Genomic DNA, 17,256 nt, shown 5'->3' on the forward strand with positions numbered 1-17,256 from the left:
AAGGGCCCGGGGAATCCCCCGGGCCCTTCGTCGTGCGTGTGCGTGCGCGTGCGCGGGTGCGACGCGGTGCGGTCAGCCGTCCAGGTTGACCGAGCGGGCCGAGGCCGCGCCGATCTCCTCGGCGATCTCCGCCAGGACGCTCGCCGGGAGGGTGTCGTCCACGGTCAGGACGGCAAGCGCCTCACCGTGCTCCTCGGCCCGGGCGACCTGCATGCCCGCGATGTTCAGACCGGCCTCGCCGAGGATCCGGCCGACGGTGCCGACGACACCCGGGCGGTCCTGGTAGCCGAGCACCACCATGTGGTCGGCGAGCGCGAGGTCCACGTCGTACTCGCCGATGCCGACGATCTTCTGGAGGTGCTTGGGGCCGGCCAGGGTGCCGGAGACCGACACCTCCTGACCGTCCGACAGGGTGCCGCGGACGGTCACCACGTTGCGGTGGTCCGGGGACTCCGAGCTGGTGGTCAGCCGCACCTCGACACCGCGCTCCTGCGCGAACAGCGGGGCGTTGACGTAGGAGACCGTCTCGTCGACGACGTCCTCGAACACACCCTTGAGGGCGGACAGTTCCAGCACCTTCACATCGTGCTGGGTGATCTCGCCACAGACCTCGACGTCGAGGCGGACCGCGACCTCGCCCGCGAGAGCGGTGAAGATACGGCCCAGCTTCTCGGCGAGCGGCAGACCGGGACGCACGTCCTCGGCGATGACGCCACCCTGGACGTTGACCGCGTCCGGCACCAGCTCGCCGGCGAGCGCGAGGCGCACCGACTTGGCGACCGCGATACCGGCCTTCTCCTGGGCCTCGTCCGTGGACGCACCGAGGTGCGGGGTGCAGACGACCTGGTCGAGCTCGAAGAGCGGGGAGTCCGTGCAGGGCTCCTTCGCGTACACGTCGAGGCCGGCGCCGGCGACCCGGCCCTCCTTGAGCGCCGAGTACAGCGCGGCCTCGTCGACGATCCCGCCGCGGGCGGCGTTGACGATGCGGACGCTCGGCTTGACCTTGTGCAGGGCCTCGTCACCGATGAGACCGATGGTCTCGGGGGTCTTGGGCAGGTGCACGGTGATGAAGTCGGCGACCTCGAGGAGCTCGTCCAGGGTGAGCATCTTGACGCCCATCTGGGCGGCCCGCGCGGGCTGGACGTAGGGGTCGTAGGCGACGACCTTCATCCCGAAGGCGGACATCCGCTGGGCGACCAGGACGCCGATACGGCCGAGGCCGACGACACCGAGGGTCTTCTCGCTGAGCTCGACACCCGTGTACTTGTTCCGCTTCCACTCGCCGTTCTTCAGGGCGGTGTTGGCCTGCGGGATGTTGCGGGCGGTGGCGACGAGCAGGCCGCAGGCCAGCTCGGCGGCGGTGACGATGTTCGAGGTGGGCGCGTTGACCACCATCACGCCGGCCTTGGTGGCGGCGGAGACGTCCACGTTGTCCAGGCCGACTCCGGCCCGGGCCACGACCTTCAGCTTCTTCGCGGCGGCGATGGCCTCGGCGTCCACCTTGGTGGCGGAGCGGACCAGAATGGCGTCGACGTCGGCGATGGCGGGCAGCAGCTCCGCACGGTCGGCGCCGTTGCAGTGCCGGATCTCGAAGTCGGGGCCGAGCGCGTCCACGGTGGCGGGCGACAGCTCTTCGGCGATGAGTACGACTGGTTTCGAGCTCACGTGGGTCCTCACAAGTCCAGTGCGGACGGCCGTCCCGACGGCCGCAGGCGGTGGAGGGGCTAGCCGCGTGGAAGACGCACGACACTGTGGGCCTGACGCGTATGTGTTGTGCAGTGTAGTAGCGGCGGCGGACTTGTTTTCCGCCTGTCCGGAAGGATCACCCGTCCGGGGTTGGCCAGGGTGGACAAGCGGAACCGGCCCGGGACCGGGCGGGGCCGGGACGCACGCGTCCCGGCCCCGCCGCCGCGGGTCCTGCCCGGGGCTTACTTCTCCTCGTCGGAGACCCAGCTCATCAGCTTGCGCAGCTTCTTGCCGGTGGTCTCGAGCAGGTGCTCGGAGTCGGCCTTCTTGTACTCGTTGTACTTGGGCAGGCCGGCCTTGTACTCGGCCATCCAGGTGTTGGCGAACTCGCCGCTCTGGATCTCGGCGAGGACCTGCTTCATCTCGGCCTTGGTGGCGTCGGTGATGACGCGCGGGCCGGTGATGTAGTCGCCCCACTCGGCGGTCTCGGAGACCGACCAGCGCATCTTCTCCAGGCCGCCCTCGTACATCAGGTCGACGATCAGCTTGAGCTCGTGCAGGCACTCGAAGTACGCGATCTCGGGCTGGTAGCCGGCCTCGGTCAGGACCTCGAAGCCCGCCTTGACGAGCGCGGAGGCGCCACCGCAGAGAACGGCCTGCTCGCCGAAGAGGTCGGTCTCGGTCTCCTCGGTGAAGGTGGTCTTGATGACACCGGCGCGGGTGCCGCCGATGCCGGCCGCGTAGGAGAGCGCGAGCTGGAAGGCGTTGCCGCTGAAGTCCTGCTCGACGGCGGCGATGCACGGAACGCCGCGGCCCTCCTCGTACTGACGGCGGACCAGGTGGCCCGGGCCCTTCGGGGCGACCAGGGCGACGTCCACGTTGGCCGGGGGCTTGATGAAGCCGTAGCGGACGTTGAAGCCGTGACCGAAGAAGAGCGCGTCGCCCTCCTTGAGGTGGTCCTTGATGGACTCCTCGTAGATCTCGGCCTGCAGCGGGTCCGGGGTCAGGATCATGATGACGTTCGCCCACTCGGCGGCCTCGGCCACGGGGACGACCTTCAGGCCCTGCTCCTCGGCCTTGGCCTTGGACTTCGAGCCCTCCTTCAGGCCGACGACGACGTCGACACCGGAGTCACGGAGCGACAGCGCGTGGGCGTGGCCCTGGCTGCCGTAACCGATGACCGCGACCTTGCGGCCCTGGATGATGGACAGGTCGGCGTCGTTCTCGTAGAACAGCTCGGCCACTGGGATATCTCCTTGGTGCGCTGGTATTGCTCCCACCGTACGGCGGGGAACGGACTGTAAGTTTCTCGGTCTCGCGATGCGAACGCGGTCAGGCGCTACGGCGGTCAGGCGCTGCGGTCGAGCGCCCGCAGGCTGCGGTCCGTGATGGACCGGCCGCCACGCCCTATGGCGATGGTGCCGGACTGCACGAGCTCCTTGATGCCGAACGGCTCCAGCATCTTGAGCATCGCGCCGAGCTTGTCGGCACCGCCGGTGGCCTCGATGGTGACGGCCTCCGGGGAGACGTCGACCGTCTTGGCGCGGAACAGCTGGACGATCTCGACGATCTGCGAGCGGGTCTCGTTGTCGGCGCGGACCTTCACCAGGACGAGCTCGCGCTCGATCGCGGAGGCGGGCTCCAGCTCGACGATCTTGAGGACGTTGACCAGCTTGTTGAGCTGCTTGGTCACCTGCTCCAGGGGCAGGTCCTCGACATTGACCACGATGGTGATGCGGGAGATGTCGGGGTGCTCGGTGACGCCGACCGCGAGGGAGTCGATGTTGAACCCGCGGCGGGAGAACAGGGCGGCGATCCGGGCGAGGATGCCGGGGGTGTTCTCGACCAGGACCGAGAGCGTGTGCTTGGACATGTGAGTCGTTCTCTCTCTCAGGCTCTCGCGGCTCAGTCGTCTTCGCCGTCGCCGAAGTCGGGACGGACGCCCCGGGCTGCCATGACCTCGTCGTTGGAGGTGCCGGCGGCGACCATCGGCCACACCATGGCGTCCTCGTGGACGATGAAGTCGATGACCACCGTACGGTCGTTGATCGCGTTGGCCTCGGCGATGACCTTGTCCAGGTCGGCCGGGTCCTCGCAGCGCAGGGCCACGCAGCCCATCGCCTCGGACAGCTTGACGAAGTCCGGGACGCGGGTGCCCTGGCGGGGCGCGGCGGACTCGCCGAGCTGGGAGCCGACCGTGTCGTGGCCGGTCTCGTCGGCGTGCAGCACGGTGTTGGAGTAGCGCTGGTTGTAGAACAGGGTCTGCCACTGGCGGACCATGCCCAGCGCACCGTTGTTGATGATCGCGACCTTGATCGGGATGTTGTTCAGGGCGCAGGTGACCAGTTCCTGATTGGTCATCTGGAAGCAGCCGTCGCCGTCGATCGCCCAGACCGTGCGCTCCGGCATGCCGACCTTGGCGCCCATCGCGGCGGGGACCGCGTAGCCCATGGTTCCGGCGCCGCCGGAGTTCAGCCAGGTGCGGGGCTCCTCGTAGTTGACGAAGTGCGAGGCCCACATCTGGTGCTGGCCCACTCCGGCCGCGTAGATGGTGCCCTGCGGCGCGAGCTGGCCGATCCGCTCGATGACCTGCTGCGGCGACAGCATGCCGTCCTCGGGCAGGTCGTAGCCGAGCGGGTAGGTGTCCCGCCAGCGGTTGAGGTCCTTCCACCAGGCGGTGTAGTCGCCGGTGTTGCCCTCGTTGATCTCGGCCTGGACGGCCTGGATCAGGTCGGCGATGACCTCGCGGGCGTCGCCGACGATCGGGACGTCCACGGCGCGGTTCTTGCCGATCTCGGCCGGGTCGATGTCGGCGTGGATGACCTTGGCGAAGGGCGCGAAGCTGTCGAGCTTGCCGGTGACCCGGTCGTCGAAGCGGGTGCCGAGGGCGATCAGCAGGTCCGACTTCTGCAGGGCGGTGACGGCGGTGACCGCGCCGTGCATGCCCGGCATGCCGACGTGCAGCGGGTGGCTGTCGGGGAAGGAGCCCAGGGCCATCAGGGTGGTGGAGACCGGGACGCCGGTCAGTTCGGCGAGCACCTTCAGCTCGGCGGTGGCGCCGGACTTCATGATGCCGCCGCCGACGTACAGGACCGGGCGCTTGGACGCGGCGATCAGCTTGGCGGCCTCGCGGATCTGCTTGGCGTGCGGCTTGGTGACCGGCCGGTAACCCGGGAGGTCCTGGGACGGCGGCCAGCTGAAGGTGGTCTGTGCCTGGAGGGCGTCCTTGGCGATGTCCACGAGGACCGGGCCGGGGCGGCCGGTGGAGGCGATGTGGAAGGCCTCGGCGATGGTCCGCGGGATGTCCTCGGCCTTGGTGACCAGGAAGTTGTGCTTGGTGATCGGCATGGTGATGCCGACGATGTCCGCCTCCTGGAAGGCGTCGGTGCCGATCGCCTTGGAGGAGACCTGGCCGGTGATCGCGACCAGCGGGACGGAGTCCATGTGGGCGTCGGCGATCGGGGTGACCAGGTTGGTGGCGCCCGGTCCGGAGGTGGCCATACAGACGCCGACCTTGCCGGTGGCCTGCGCGTAGCCGGTGGCGGCGTGGCCGGCCCCCTGCTCGTGGCGGACCAGGATGTGACGGACCTTCTTGGAGTCCATCATCGGGTCGTACGCGGGGAGGATGGCACCACCCGGAATACCGAAGACGGTGTCGCACCCCACCTCTTCGAGAGAACGGATGAGGGACTGCGCACCCGTGACGTGCTCAATTGCGGCGGTCTGCTGTCCGCCGGAACGGGCCCGCGGCTGCGGATGGTGGGCCCCGGAGGCCTGCTCGGTCATCGGCATTCTCTTCTCGAAGCTGAGGGTTTTACAGGAGCAACAAAAAACCCCTCGTGCCGGGAGGCAAGCGAGGGGAGCGCGTCGGGTGCGTGCAGCGGGGACATGCTGGTCCCAGCCTTAGCCGACGCGCTTTCCAAGTACGAGAATTCGGGTGCGCATGGCACAGACCCTCCCTCCGGCGGGAGGTCGATGTCAAGTGGGTGGGACGGGCGTCTCATTATGTGAGCCCCTCTGGATGACCAAGGAGCCCCCCAGCGAACCGCCGGCCAAGGCAGGCAGGGCTGCCCCGCCCGGTACTGGAAACGTACTCCTGACGAGCGCGCGGTGCAGCCGGTATTCGTCAAGAGGTTCGGAGAAGGCCAATCCTTGACCGTGGGTGCAGCCCATGGCGCGGAGGGCGAGGACCTGCTCGGGGAGGTCCACCCCTTCGGCCACCGATTGCATTCCCAGATCGTTTGCGATACGCAACAAACCAGCCGTGATCTTGTTGAGTCTGGCCGATTCCACCACCCCCTCGACGAGGCCGCGGTCCAGTTTGAGTACGTCCACGGGGAGGCGGCGGAGGGCGCTGATGCCTGCGTAGCCGCTGCCGAAGCCGTCCAGGGCGATCCGGACCCCGAGCCGGCGCAAGGCCGTCAGACGGCGCTCCAGCTCGTCGAAGGGCACGCGTGGATCACTGTCGGCCAGTTCCAGGATCAGGGCCCCGGACGGCAGCCCGTGGCGGGCCAGCAGGGCTTCCACGGAGGCGGGCGGAACGGCTCTGTCCAGCAGCTGCCGGGCGCTCATGCGGACCGCGACCGGGGTGTCGTGCCCGGCCCGGTGGCGCTCGGCCGCCTGCCCCACGGCCTCCTCCAGCAGCCGGTGGCCCAGCTCGGCGGCGCGGGAGGCATCCGGACCGGCGGTCCGAGGCGCGTCCTGGGGTTCCCCGGAGTCCTGGGAGTCCCGGGAGACCTGGAATTCCCGGGAGTCCTGGGATTCGGCCACCCGGAGGAATTCGGCGGGGGTGAAGAGGATGCCCTGGGCGGAGCGCCAGCGGGCCTGCGCGGCCACCGCGGTGACCTCGCCGGTGGCCAGCGAGACCACGGGCTGGTGCAACAGGGCGAACTCCCCCTCCTGCCGCGGGCCGCGCAGCCGGCCGGACGGCTCGGCCTTGTGGACCGCCTCGGTCTGCATCTGGGGGACGTACAGCTCGACCCGGTCCTTGCCGCCGGCCTTGGCCCGGTACATCGCCAGGTCCGCGTTGCGCATCAGGTCCGAGGGGGTGGTGCCGGAGTCGGCGAACGCCACGCCGATGCTGGCGGCCACCCGGACCTCGCTGCCGGCGATCCGGTAGGGCTGGGAGAGGGTGCTGCGCAGGCGCTCGGCGATCTCGTGCACCAGGTGCTCGCGGCCGGCCGGGTCGCGGTTGCCGTCGCCGAGGATGAGGGCGGCGAACTCGTCGCCGCCGAGGCGGGCGGCGGTGTCCCCGGCGCGCACCGAGTCCTGGAGCCGGCGGGCCGCCTCGATGAGCAGCTCGTCGCCGGCCTGGTGGCCGATGGTGTCGTTGACGGCCTTGAAGCCGTCGAGGTCGATGAAGAGCACGGCGCTGCTGTGGTCCCCGGCCCGTCGGCCGGCCAGGGCCTGGCGGACCCGGCGGGTGAACAGGGCCCGGTTGGGCAGGTCGGTCAGCGGGTCGTGTTCGGCGCTGTGCTGGAGCTGGGCCTGGAGGCGGACCCGTTCGGTGACGTCACGGCTGTTGAGGATCAGCCCGCCCTGGTGGCGGTTGACGGTGGACTCCACGTTGAGCCATTCGCCCCGGCCGGACTCGAAGCGGCATTCGATCCGGGTGGTGGACTCCTCGCCGGGCGGGACGGCGAGGAAGCGCCGCACCTCGTGGACCACCCGGCCGAGGTCGTCGGGGTGGATGAGCTCGGCGAGCCGGCGGCCGACCAGTTCCTCCGCCTCACGGCCGTAGACCCCGGCCGCGGCGGGGCTGACGTACCGCAACACGCCGGAGGGCGCGGCGATCATGATGACATCGCTGGACCCCTGGACCAGGGAGCGGAAGTGGTTCTCCTTCTGGGCCAGTTCCTGGGTGAGCGCGATGTTGTCGAGGAGCATGATGCCCTGGCGGACGACGAGGGCGAGGACCACGGTGCAGGCGGTGAAGACGACCACCCGGTCGACCTTCCGGCTGCCGTCCAGCACGTTGTACAGGATGCCCAGGGTGCAGACGGCCGCCGCGAGGTACGGGGTGAGGGCGGGCAGCGAGCCCGTGATCGGCCGGCTGACCTGGCGGGCGGGGTACGGCTGGCCGGGCCGCCGCCCGACCGGGCCCGGCGGGGTGCGCCGGGCGCCCCAGGGTGCGTACGCGAGGAGCAGCGAGCCGGCGAACCAGCCGGCGTCGAGCAGCTGCCCGGACTGGTAGTTCTCGCGGAGCAGCGGCGAGATGAACAGGGCGTCGCTGAGCACGGTCAGCGCGAGGCCGGCGATGGCCGTGTTGACGGCCGAGCGGTTGCCCGCGGAGCGCCGGAAGTGCAGGACCAGGACCATCGAGACGAGGGCGATGTCCAGCAGCGGATAGGCGAGTGCGAGCGCGGCGCGGGCGACGCTGCCGGGGGCTCCGGACTGGGCGGTCTCCGCGGCGTTGGCGAGGGCGAGGCTCCAGGACAGGGTGAGCAGGGAGCCGCCGATGAGCCAGGAGTCGAGGGCCAGGCAGACCCAGCCGGCCCGGGTGACCGGGCGTTTGGCGAGGACGAGCAGGCCCACGATGGCGGGCGGGGCGAAGCAGAGGAAGGCGAAGTCGGCGAGGGAGTGGCTGGGCACCTCGGTGTCGAGGACCACCTCGTACCAGCCCCAGACGGCGTTGCCGACGGCCCCCATCAGGGAGGAGAAGGCGAACAGCAGCCAGGCGGGGCGTTCCCGGCTGCGGTGGGTGCGGGCGTAGTGGTAGCAGGAGACCGCGGCGAGTAACCCGGCGGCGCTGAGCCCGAAGTCGCCCATGAACACGGCGAGTTCTTTGGAGCCCCAGCTGAAGGTCGCCCCGATCGCATAGGCGCCGCTGATCAGGGCGAGGAGGAGCTGCGCCAGCAGTCCCTTGCCGCTGCCGGAGACCGGCGACTGGGCCAGGAGCGCACCGGGGGAGCTCACGGGGCCCCCTCGGCCGGCGGTGCCGCCGCTCCGGCTGGTCGGGCCGGGTGGGCTGATGGAGCCGGTTCGGCCGATGGGGCCGGGGCCGGCCGGGCCCGCGGGGCCGCCGGTGCGGCGGTCGTGACCCGGTTGGCTGGTTTCGGCGCACTCGCGTGGCGCCTCCGGCGGCTCCGCCGCGTCGGATCCTTCGTCCATTGACCGTGCATCGCCCGTCGCCCCCCAAACTGTCCGATCACTCCCCAGCGCCATACGTTCACGGCGCAGCCCCTTGTTCCGGACGATACACCACTTTCGTTACTCAGGGACAGGGTCGATGTACGCTCCGTCACCAAAGGGAGAGTTGTGCACACGGAGTGCACATGATCGAATGCGGAGTGTGCACATTCGGGCTCATTCCGTGATCAATACGGTGTTCTCCACCGGCTCCCCGGCGGCGAACCGGGTGAGCTGACGGGCCAGCAGCCGCTTCGCCCGCGGCTCGAACGCCGAGCTGCTGCCGCCCACATGGGGCGTGATCAGGACATGGGGAGCATGCCAGAGCGGGTGCCCGGCCGGCAGCGGTTCCGGGTCGGTCACGTCGAGCGCCGCCCGCAGCCGTCCCGACTCCAGCTCGGCCAGCAGGGACTTGGTGTCGACCACGGGCCCGCGGGCCACGTTGACCAGCAGCGCGCCGTCCTTCATACGGCCGAGGAAGCCGGCGCCGGCGAGCCCCCGGGTCTCCTCGGTGAGCGGGGTGGAGAGGATCACCACATCGGCCCGGGGCAGCAGGTCCGGCAGTTCGGTGAACGGGTGTACGGGCCCGCGGGCGGTGGTCCGCGCCGAGCGCGCGACCCGGGTGATCCCCCCGCACTCGAAGGGCGCGAGCCGGTCCTCGATGGCGGCGCCGATGGATCCGTACCCCACGATCAGCACGGACTTGTCGGCGAGGGCCGGGTAGAACCCGCCCTGCCAGTCCTCGCGGTCCTGGCCGCGGACCATCCCGGGAATGCCGCGCAGGGAGGCGAGCACCAGGGTGAGGGCGAGTTCGGCGGTGCTGGCCTCGTGGACCCCGCGGGCATTGCACAGCCGGACGCCCGGTTGCAGGTCCCCGAGGCCGCCGAGGACGTGGTCGATGCCGGCAGTCAGGGTCTGGACGATCCGGAGCCGCGGCATCAGGGCCAGCGGGCGGATGCTGACCTCGGAGGACTTCATATACGGGGTGACGTAGAAGACGCAGTCGGCCGGGTCGGCGGGGAACTCGTCCTCGCCGTCCCACCGGTGGTAGCGGAAGGCGGCGGGGAGGCCGTCGACCTCGTCGGCGGGGAACGGCAGCCAGACCTCTGGCGTGGTGGAAGACATGATCCCGAGGCTATGTGAAGCCATCGCGATCAAGCCGTTAGTTTGGGGTGCGTCAAAGGGAGGGGGACCCGGGCGTGGAGCGCAGGTCAATCGGGGCGTCGGCGCTGACGGTGGGCGCGATCGGACTCGGCTGCATGCCGATGAGCTGGGCGTACGCGGCCTCGCGGCGGGACGGGGCGCGGTCGCTGGCCGCCGTGCACGCGGCGCTCGATCTGGGGGCGAACCTGCTCGACACGGCGGACATCTACGGGCCGTTCACCAATGAGCTGCTGCTCGGCCGGGTGCTGCGGGAGCGGCGGGCCGAGGCCTTCGTCTCCACCAAGGTGGGCCTGCGGGTGGGTGATCAGCATGTGGTGGCCAACGGCCGCCCTCCGTACATACGCCGGGCCTGCGACGCCTCCCTGCGGAGACTGCAGACCGATGTGATCGACCTGTACCAGCTGCACCGGGTGGATCCGGAGGTTCCGGTGGAGGAGACCTGGGGGGCGATGGCGGAACTGGTGGCCGCGGGAAAGGTGCGGGCGCTGGGGTTCTGCGCGGTGGGGGCGGGTGCGGGGCCGGGGGCCGGGCGGCGCGGGGACCGGTCGTACGCCGTGACCATCGGGCAGTTGGAGCGGGCCCAGCAGGTGTTCCCGGTGAGCGCGGTGCAGGCGGAGCTGTCGGTGTGGTCGCCGGAGGCGGCCTGGCACCTGCTGCCGTGGTGTGCGGCGCGGGGGGTGGGGTTCCTGGCGGCGATGCCGCTGGGCAGCGGTTTCCTGACCGGGACGCTGACGCCGGGGCAGGGCTTCGAGGCCGATGACGCGCGGGCCCGGCACCCGCGGTTCACGGCGGAGGCGATGGCGGCGAACCAGGTGCTGGTGGCGGGCCTGCGGCGGGTGGCCGGGCGGCACGGTCCGCAGGTCACTGCGGCGCAGGTGGCGCTGGCCTGGGTGCTGGCGCAGGGGCCGCACGTGGTGCCGGTTCCGGGGGCCGATCGGGAGGCGTGGGCGGTGGAGAACGCGCGGGCCGCCGAGGTGCTGCTGACGGCGGCGGATCTGGCCGAGATCGCGACGCTGCCGGTGGCGGTGGGAGCCTGGGACTGAGGGCTGAGGGCTGAGGACTGAGGGCTCAGGTCTGGGGCCCTTCCCCGTTCCGGGGCCGCGCAAAGCCACTCGATCGGGTGTACGAAGTCCGGAACTTCGGGAACGGCCGGGGCTGTTGAAGGGGTGACGGGCAGGATCGGCAGACCGGAAGGGAGCAGGGCCATGCGAGAGGGAACTGCGCGGGGCGGATCTGTACGGGGCGGATCGGTGCGGGGCGGGATCCGGCGGGCGGCGGTGACGACGGCGGCCCTGGCGGGGTGCTCGGTCCTGCTGCTGGCCGGATGCTCGGCGGAGCCGGCCGGCGGCCCGGCGGGTCGGACCCCGCCGACGGGCACGACATCGGACGGGCCGCCCGCCTCCCCCACGGCGTCCGGACCGCCGGCGCCGCCCGCCAAGGGGGCGGTGACGGTGTCCGGCGAGGTGGCCAAGGGCCTGGAATCGCCCTGGGGGGTGGCCCCGCTGCCGGACGGCGATCTGCTGGTGGCCTCCCGTGACCGGGGGACGATCAGCCGGGTGGAGGTGAAGACCGGGAAGTCGGCGGTGATCGGCGAGGTGCCCGGGGTGGCACCGGGCGGCGAGGGCGGGCTGCTGGGCCTGGCGCTGTCGCCCTCCTTCGCCTCGGACCGGATGGTCTATGCGTACTTCACCACCGAGTCCGACAACCGGATCGCCCGGCTTCGGTATGACGAGCAGAGACCGCCGGGCCAGCAACTGAGCGCGCCGGACACGGTGTTCCGGGGCATTCCGAAGGGGTTCGTGCACAACGGCGGGCGGATCGCGTTCGGCCCGGACAAGATGCTGTACGTGGGGACGGGCGAGACCGGTGACACCGGGCTCGCACAGGACAAGGCCTCGCTGGGCGGCAAGATCCTGCGGATGACCCCGGACGGGGAGCCGGTGCACGGCAATCCGGAGGCCGACTCGGTCGTCTACTCGTACGGGCACCGCAATGTGCAGGGTCTGGCCTGGGACCGGGACCGGCGGCTGTGGGCGGCGGAGTTCGGGCAGGACACCTGGGACGAGCTCAACCTGATCGAGCCGGGCGGGAACTACGGCTGGCCGGAGGCGGAGGGGAAGGCGGGCAAGGCCGGGTTCAAGGACCCGGTGGCCCAGTGGAAGACCGACGAGGCCTCGCCGAGCGGGATCGCCTGGGCGGCCGGCTCGGTGTGGATGGCCGGGCTGAAGGGCGAGCGGCTGTGGCGGATCCCGCTGGCGGGCGCGACCCCGGTGGCCGAGCCGGAGGCCTTCCTCACCGGCCGGTACGGTCGGCTGCGGACGGTGCTGGCCCTCGGTGGTGACCGGCTGCTGCTGGTCACCAGCGAGACGGACGGACGGGGCTCGCCGGAAGCGGGGGACGACCGGATCCTGACCCTGACAGTGCGGTAACCGACTGGGCGAGGCCCTCGCAGGGGGCGGAAGGCACGGTGGGCACGTGTTCAACATGATCGAGGAGCTGTTCAACCCGGGACGCAAGCACACCGACGACGAGCGCAAGCGGCTGGAGCTGTCCCGGGTCGACGTGGGCGACGGGGATCCGGGGCGGGGTCCGATAGACCTCGACTCCGGGCAGGTCCTCATACGGGTCGAGGACCCGCCCGGTGATCAGCCCGGCGGTGAGGCCGGCGGTCAGGCGCGCGCCGACTGCTGACCGGCGCCCGGGGCGAACAGGCGGAGGCGGTGGGCGAGGGCGGCGGCTTCGCCGCGGCCCGCGACACCCAGCTTGGCCAGGATGTTGGACACGTGGACGCTGGCGGTCTTCGGTGAGATGAAGAGCTCCTCGGCGACCTGACGGTTGGTCTGCCCGGCGGCGACCAGGCGCAGGACGTCCCGCTCGCGGCTGGTCAGCCCCAGGGCCTCCACCGGATCGGTGTCGGCTGCGGGTGCGGCCGGCGCCTCGTGGGCGGTGAGCGGGAGCCGGGCGCGCTGCGCGAGCAGGGCGAGGTCCTCGCGGAGCCGACGGGCGCCGAGGCGCTCGGCGTCGGCGGAGGCGGCGCGAAGCAGGCCGACGGCCCGCTCCCGGTCGCCGCCGGCCGTGAGCAGTGCCTCGCCGAGCCGGTGGCGGGCCCGGGCCAGCAGGTACGGGCGCTCCAGCACGCGGACCTGTTCCTCGACCGCGGACCAGTCGGCCACGGAGTCCCGGCCCTCGGCGCGCAGGAGTTCGGCGCGGACGTACTCGGCGTGCGCCGCCCACACCGGGACCGGGGTGGCCAGCGTGCGGGCGGCGTCGCGGATCAGCCGGACGGCGGCGTCCCGGCCGGCGTCCGCGGACGGCAGGCCCCGGGCGTCCGCTTCTGCGGTGGCCGCCGCCAGCAGCAGCGGCCAGGCGTAGCGGTGGTGGCCGAGCGGGAAGCCGTGGCCGACCGCCTCGGCGCACTCGGCGCGGGCGTCGGCGAGCCGGCCCTCCCCCGCGGCCACGCCCACCGTCAGCCGGTAGAGCGGGATGCGGTGCTGGGGCTGGCTGTCGTGGGTGCCGAAGTGCTGGTGGGCGGCGGCGAGCCGGGTGGCGGCCTCGGTCAGCTCGCCGCGGGCCAGGGCGATGTAGGCCAGCCGGGCGGAGGCCGACCCGCGGGGGGCCGCGCTCTGCGCGACGCTCAGGGTGCGCCGGGCGGTCTCGGCGGCTTCGTCCCAGCGGCCGAGGCTGTACAGGCTTTCGGCCATGTTCCCGCGCAGCCATGCCTCGGTGTCCAGCAGCCGGGCCTTGGCGACGAGTTCCACCCCTTGTTCCGCCCGTTCCACCGCTTCCCGGGACCGGCCCCTGCTTTCCAGTTGAGAGGTGAGGTTGATATGTGCACGTCCGGCAATCATGGGCAGGCCGAGCGAGATGGCCCGGTCGGCGACCGAGCCCAGCTCGGCCAGCCCCTGCTCGGGTTCGCCGGCGTCGGTGCGCAGGCAGCCGACGGTGATCCGGGCATTGAGTTCGACGTCCTCGGCGCCGACCATCCGCGCGTACTCGGCGGCGCGCTCCGCCGCCGCGAGGTTGTCGGGGCCGGGGTTGTGGAGCATGCCCCAGCCGGCGGCCTTGACCAGGACTTCGGCGTGCACCTGGGACGGGGGCAGCCCCCGGACGAGGTCCTGGGCGATCCCCAGTTCCTTCCAGCCGTCGCCGCGGGCCAGGCTGGCGACGAGTCCGGAGCGTTCGGTCCAGAACCAGGCGGCGCGCAGCAGGTCCTGGTCGGCGGCGGCGTCCTCCAGCATCCGGAGCGCAATCTTGGTGATCTTCAGGGCGCGTTCGCGTTCGCCGCCGAACCGGGCCGCGACGGTGGCCTCGGCCAGCAGGTCGAGCCGTTGCAGTGGTGTGGTCGCCGGATCGCAGCCGCACGGCGGGTACACCTCGGTGTAGTCCGCCGGGCGCAACGCCTCGCGGACCTCCTCCGGGGTGCTGTCCCACAGGTCCATGGCGCGTTCCAGCAGGCGCAGCTGCTCGGAGTAGGCGTGCCGGCGGCGGGCGGCCACCGAGCCCTCCAGCGCTGCGGGCAGCGCCTTGGCCGGGTCGTTGGCGTAGTACCAGTAGCTGGCCAGCCGGATGATCCGCTCCTCGGCGCGGACCAGGGTGTCGTCGGCTTCGAGGGCCTCGGCATAGCGGCGGTTGACGCGGGCGCGTTCGCCGGGCAGCAGGTCGTCGCTGACCGCTTCGCGGACCAGGGAGTGCCGGAAGCGGTAGCCGTCGCCGTCGGGGGTGGCGAGCAGGATGTTGGCGCCGACGGCGGCCCGCAGGGCCTCGAAGAGTTCGTCCTCGGTCAGCCCGGCAACGGCCCGCAGCAGCGGGTATTCGATGGTGGAGCCGCCTTCGGCGACGATCCGGGCGACCCGCTGCGCGGCCTCGGGGAGCACCTCGACGCGGACCAGCAGCAGGTCGCGGAGGTTTGCGGTGAGGCCGCTGCGGCAGCCGCTCTCCATGGAGGCGATGAGTTCCTCGACGAAGAAGGCGTTGCCGTCGGAGCGGTCGAAGACGGTGTCGACGAGGGACTCGTCGGGCTGGGAGGCGAGGATCCCGGCGAGCTGGCGGCGGACTTCGCCCCGGTTGAAGCGGGACAGCTCGACCCGCTGGACGGTGCGCAGCCGGTCGAGTTCGGCGAGCAGCGGGCGCAGCGGGTGGCGGCGGTGGATGTCGTCGGCGCGGTAGGTGGCGAGAACGACCAGGCGTCCGCTGATGAGGGTGCGGTAGAGGTAGGCGAGCAGGTGCCGGGTGGAGGTGTCGGCCCAGTGCAGGTCTTCCAGGACCAGGACCACGGTGCGGTCGGCGGCGAGGCGTTCCAGCAGCCGGGCCGTCAGCTCGAAGAGGCGGTGGGTGCTTTCCTCGTCGTGCGGGCCGCGGGGGGTGTCGCCGAGTTCCGGGAGGATCCGGGCCAGCTCGTCCTCCTGGCCGGCGGCTGCGGCGGCGAACTCCTCGGGGAGGCGGCGGCGCAGGGTGCGCAGGGCTGTGGAAAAGGGGGCGAAGGGAAGTCCCTCCGCCCCGATCTCCACACAGCCTCCGATGGCCACGACGGCGGCCTGCCGGGTCGCGTCGCCCAGGAACTCCTCGGTGAGCCGGGTCTTCCCGACCCCGGCCTCACCGGCGATGAGGAGGGCCTGCGGCTCTCCGCCGGCGGCTCGGGCGAATGCATCGGTGAGTACGGCCAGTTCGTCGGCGCGGCCGACGAACACCGGGCTGACAGATCTGGTCTCCACGCCGCCGAGCATGTCACAGACCTGCTGCCCGACGGCACTCGATATCAACATGGGTCGCGGCGCGGGCTACGCGACGGTGGTGAAGCGGTTGCGGTCGTCCCGCGCGGCCGGTGCGGGTTCCTGGCCCCGCGCCGCGCCGCGGCGCGCCCGCTTGGCCTGCTGGGCCTGGCGGTAGGCATCGGCCTGGCGGATCAGGTCGGCGCGGCGGGTGGCGGCGATCTCGTACGCGAACATCTCGTTCTCTCCCCGGTTGGTTCCTCTTGCACCTCGTTCGGTGTGATTCAAGATTCGCGTCCCAGGGGGTGCCGGCACATCGGGAGCATGCCGCATCTGTACGGGGCAGGGGGCCTTAGACCCGGGCCTCAGCCCGCCGTACCCCGGCCTAAGGCCCCCCTAGGACTTAGCCGGCGGCCTTCGGGAGGGGGGTGAGGACGTCGAAGTACATGAGTCCGAAGAGCAGGACGCCGAGGGCTCCGAGGGCGAAGGCCGCCCAGGAGACGGCCCTGACCCAGGTGGGGTTGAAGCGGCCGGGGGCGCCGAAGGCGGGGCCGGCCAGGACGAGCATGCCGAGGATCAGGGCGAGGGCGGAAAAGCAGCCGTTGACCAGGGCGGTGAGGTGCCAGGCATCGCCGTACAGGGCGTTGATCTTGGCCTCGGTGCTCGGGGCGTTGACGGACTCGATCTGGCCGATCAGGGTCTGGCGCTCGGCGAGTACCCGGGAGACCCAGCTGCCGGTGAGGGCGATGACGGAGAGCCCGGCACCGGCCAGGGCGGCGGCTGCGGCACCGACTCCGGTCGGGCGCTCCTCGGACTCCTCGGGCTCCTTGAGCTCCTCCAGCTCCTCGTCCGGCTCCTGGTCCAGCGCGTCGGTCTGCGCGGGCTCAGCAGCCTCGGCCGACTCGGCCGATTCGGCGGGCTCGGCGGGCTTGGGGGTCGTGGGGGTTGTGGTGTCCATGCGGGGCACCGTAGGCGCCCCGCATGAGAGCTTCCTGAGAGATCAGGCCTTGGGCCACTCGTGGGCGAGGACCGACCAGATCTCGGTGGACTGGCGGACCCCGCGGTGGCGGAAGTTCTCGCGCAGCACGCCTTCCCGGGTGAAGCCCAGCCGCTCGGCGACCGCGATGCTCTTGGCGTTGGCGGAGGAGACGTGCCATTCCACCCGGTGCATGCCGCGAGTGTGGAAGGCCCAGTCGATCAGGACCCGGCAGGCGGTGGTGATCAGGCCGCGGCCGGCCGCGGCGGGCTCCAGCCAGCAGCCGACCTCGCACACGCCCTGCTCGGCGTCGAAGGCGGGGAAGAGGACCCCGCCGCGCAGGATGCCGTCGACCCGGATGCCGTAGAGGCGGGCGCCGTCGGCGGCGGCCTTCGCGGCGTTGGTGCCGAGCAGGGTGCGGGCCGATTCGAGGTCGGTGGCCCGGTCCGGGAAGGGCACGTGGACGCCGATGAACTCACGACCGCGGTCGATGTGCGCCAGGAACTCCTCGGCGTGCCAGACCTCGAGCGGGAAGAGCTGGGCGTCGTCGGCCAGGTCTATGGAGAACATGCGGGCTCCTTGCGGCGCGTGGGC

13 protein-coding genes are annotated in these 17,256 nt (G+C 71.7%); 3 read left to right on the top strand and 10 right to left on the bottom strand.

Features of this window, described 5'->3' with window-relative positions; translation table 11 throughout:
- Window positions 1-72: 72 nt before the first annotated feature.
- The 6 genes from serA to DEJ50_RS09935 all read right to left on the bottom strand — a co-directional run bounded on the left by serA (window position 73) and on the right by DEJ50_RS09935 (window position 9,939).
- The gene (gene serA / locus DEJ50_RS09905) at window positions 73-1,665 is read right to left on the bottom strand and encodes a phosphoglycerate dehydrogenase (protein WP_150207194.1); all 1,593 of its coding nucleotides are present in this window, start codon (window positions 1,663-1,665) and stop codon (window positions 73-75) included.
- Between the two features lie 263 nt (window positions 1,666-1,928).
- Window positions 1,929-2,930, bottom strand: coding sequence for a ketol-acid reductoisomerase (ilvC, locus tag DEJ50_RS09910; protein WP_150207195.1), 1,002 nt, complete (start codon window positions 2,928-2,930; stop codon window positions 1,929-1,931).
- A gap of 104 nt (window positions 2,931-3,034) precedes the next feature.
- The gene (gene ilvN / locus DEJ50_RS09915) at window positions 3,035-3,559 is read right to left on the bottom strand and encodes an acetolactate synthase small subunit (RefSeq protein WP_150207196.1); all 525 of its coding nucleotides are present in this window, start codon (window positions 3,557-3,559) and stop codon (window positions 3,035-3,037) included.
- Between the two features lie 32 nt (window positions 3,560-3,591).
- Window positions 3,592-5,478, bottom strand: coding sequence for an acetolactate synthase large subunit (locus tag DEJ50_RS09920; protein WP_150207197.1), 1,887 nt, complete (start codon window positions 5,476-5,478; stop codon window positions 3,592-3,594).
- A 186-nt stretch (window positions 5,479-5,664) separates the two neighbouring features.
- On the bottom strand, window positions 5,665-8,601 hold the full coding sequence (locus tag DEJ50_RS09925; RefSeq protein WP_150207198.1) for a putative bifunctional diguanylate cyclase/phosphodiesterase: 2,937 nt from the start codon (window positions 8,599-8,601) through the stop codon (window positions 5,665-5,667).
- Window positions 8,602-8,991: 390 nt separating this feature from the next.
- Complete coding sequence (locus tag DEJ50_RS09935; protein WP_150207199.1) at window positions 8,992-9,939, bottom strand: 2-hydroxyacid dehydrogenase; 948 nt, start codon at window positions 9,937-9,939, stop codon at window positions 8,992-8,994.
- Window positions 9,940-10,013: 74 nt separating this feature from the next.
- Here DEJ50_RS09935 and DEJ50_RS09940 point away from each other — a divergent pair, with 74 nt between their 5' ends.
- The 3 genes from DEJ50_RS09940 to DEJ50_RS09950 all read left to right on the top strand — a co-directional run bounded on the left by DEJ50_RS09940 (window position 10,014) and on the right by DEJ50_RS09950 (window position 12,669).
- Window positions 10,014-11,021: an aldo/keto reductase gene (locus tag DEJ50_RS09940; protein ID WP_150207200.1), complete on the top strand. Its 1,008-nt coding sequence runs from the start codon at window positions 10,014-10,016 to the stop codon at window positions 11,019-11,021.
- 162 nt (window positions 11,022-11,183) lie between these two features.
- Complete coding sequence (locus tag DEJ50_RS09945) at window positions 11,184-12,407, top strand: PQQ-dependent sugar dehydrogenase (RefSeq protein WP_150207201.1); 1,224 nt, start codon at window positions 11,184-11,186, stop codon at window positions 12,405-12,407.
- Window positions 12,408-12,453: 46 nt separating this feature from the next.
- Window positions 12,454-12,669: a DUF6191 domain-containing protein gene (locus tag DEJ50_RS09950; RefSeq protein ID WP_150207202.1), complete on the top strand. Its 216-nt coding sequence runs from the start codon at window positions 12,454-12,456 to the stop codon at window positions 12,667-12,669.
- Here DEJ50_RS09950 and DEJ50_RS09955 read toward each other — a convergent pair.
- From DEJ50_RS09955 to DEJ50_RS09965, 4 genes are all read right to left on the bottom strand, one after another.
- Entirely contained in the window at window positions 12,648-15,701 is a 3,054-nt protein-coding gene (locus tag DEJ50_RS09955; protein ID WP_150212029.1) for a helix-turn-helix transcriptional regulator, read from the bottom strand. The two genes, DEJ50_RS09950 and DEJ50_RS09955, sit on opposite strands and share 22 nt — an antisense overlap.
- 54 nt (window positions 15,702-15,755) lie before the next feature.
- Window positions 15,756-15,923: a hypothetical protein gene (locus tag DEJ50_RS33870; RefSeq protein ID WP_190344395.1), complete on the bottom strand. Its 168-nt coding sequence runs from the start codon at window positions 15,921-15,923 to the stop codon at window positions 15,756-15,758.
- Window positions 15,924-16,089: 166 nt separating this feature from the next.
- A complete protein-coding gene (locus tag DEJ50_RS09960; RefSeq protein ID WP_150207203.1) occupies window positions 16,090-16,644 on the bottom strand; it encodes a hypothetical protein in 555 nt (184 codons plus the stop codon).
- 42 nt (window positions 16,645-16,686) lie between these two features.
- A complete protein-coding gene (locus tag DEJ50_RS09965) occupies window positions 16,687-17,232 on the bottom strand; it encodes a GNAT family N-acetyltransferase (RefSeq protein WP_150207204.1) in 546 nt (181 codons plus the stop codon).
- Between the last annotated feature and the right edge of the window lie 24 nt (window positions 17,233-17,256).

The sequence above is a fragment of the Streptomyces venezuelae genome (assembly GCF_008642295.1).
GTDB lineage: Bacteria > Actinomycetota > Actinomycetes > Streptomycetales > Streptomycetaceae > Streptomyces > Streptomyces venezuelae_C.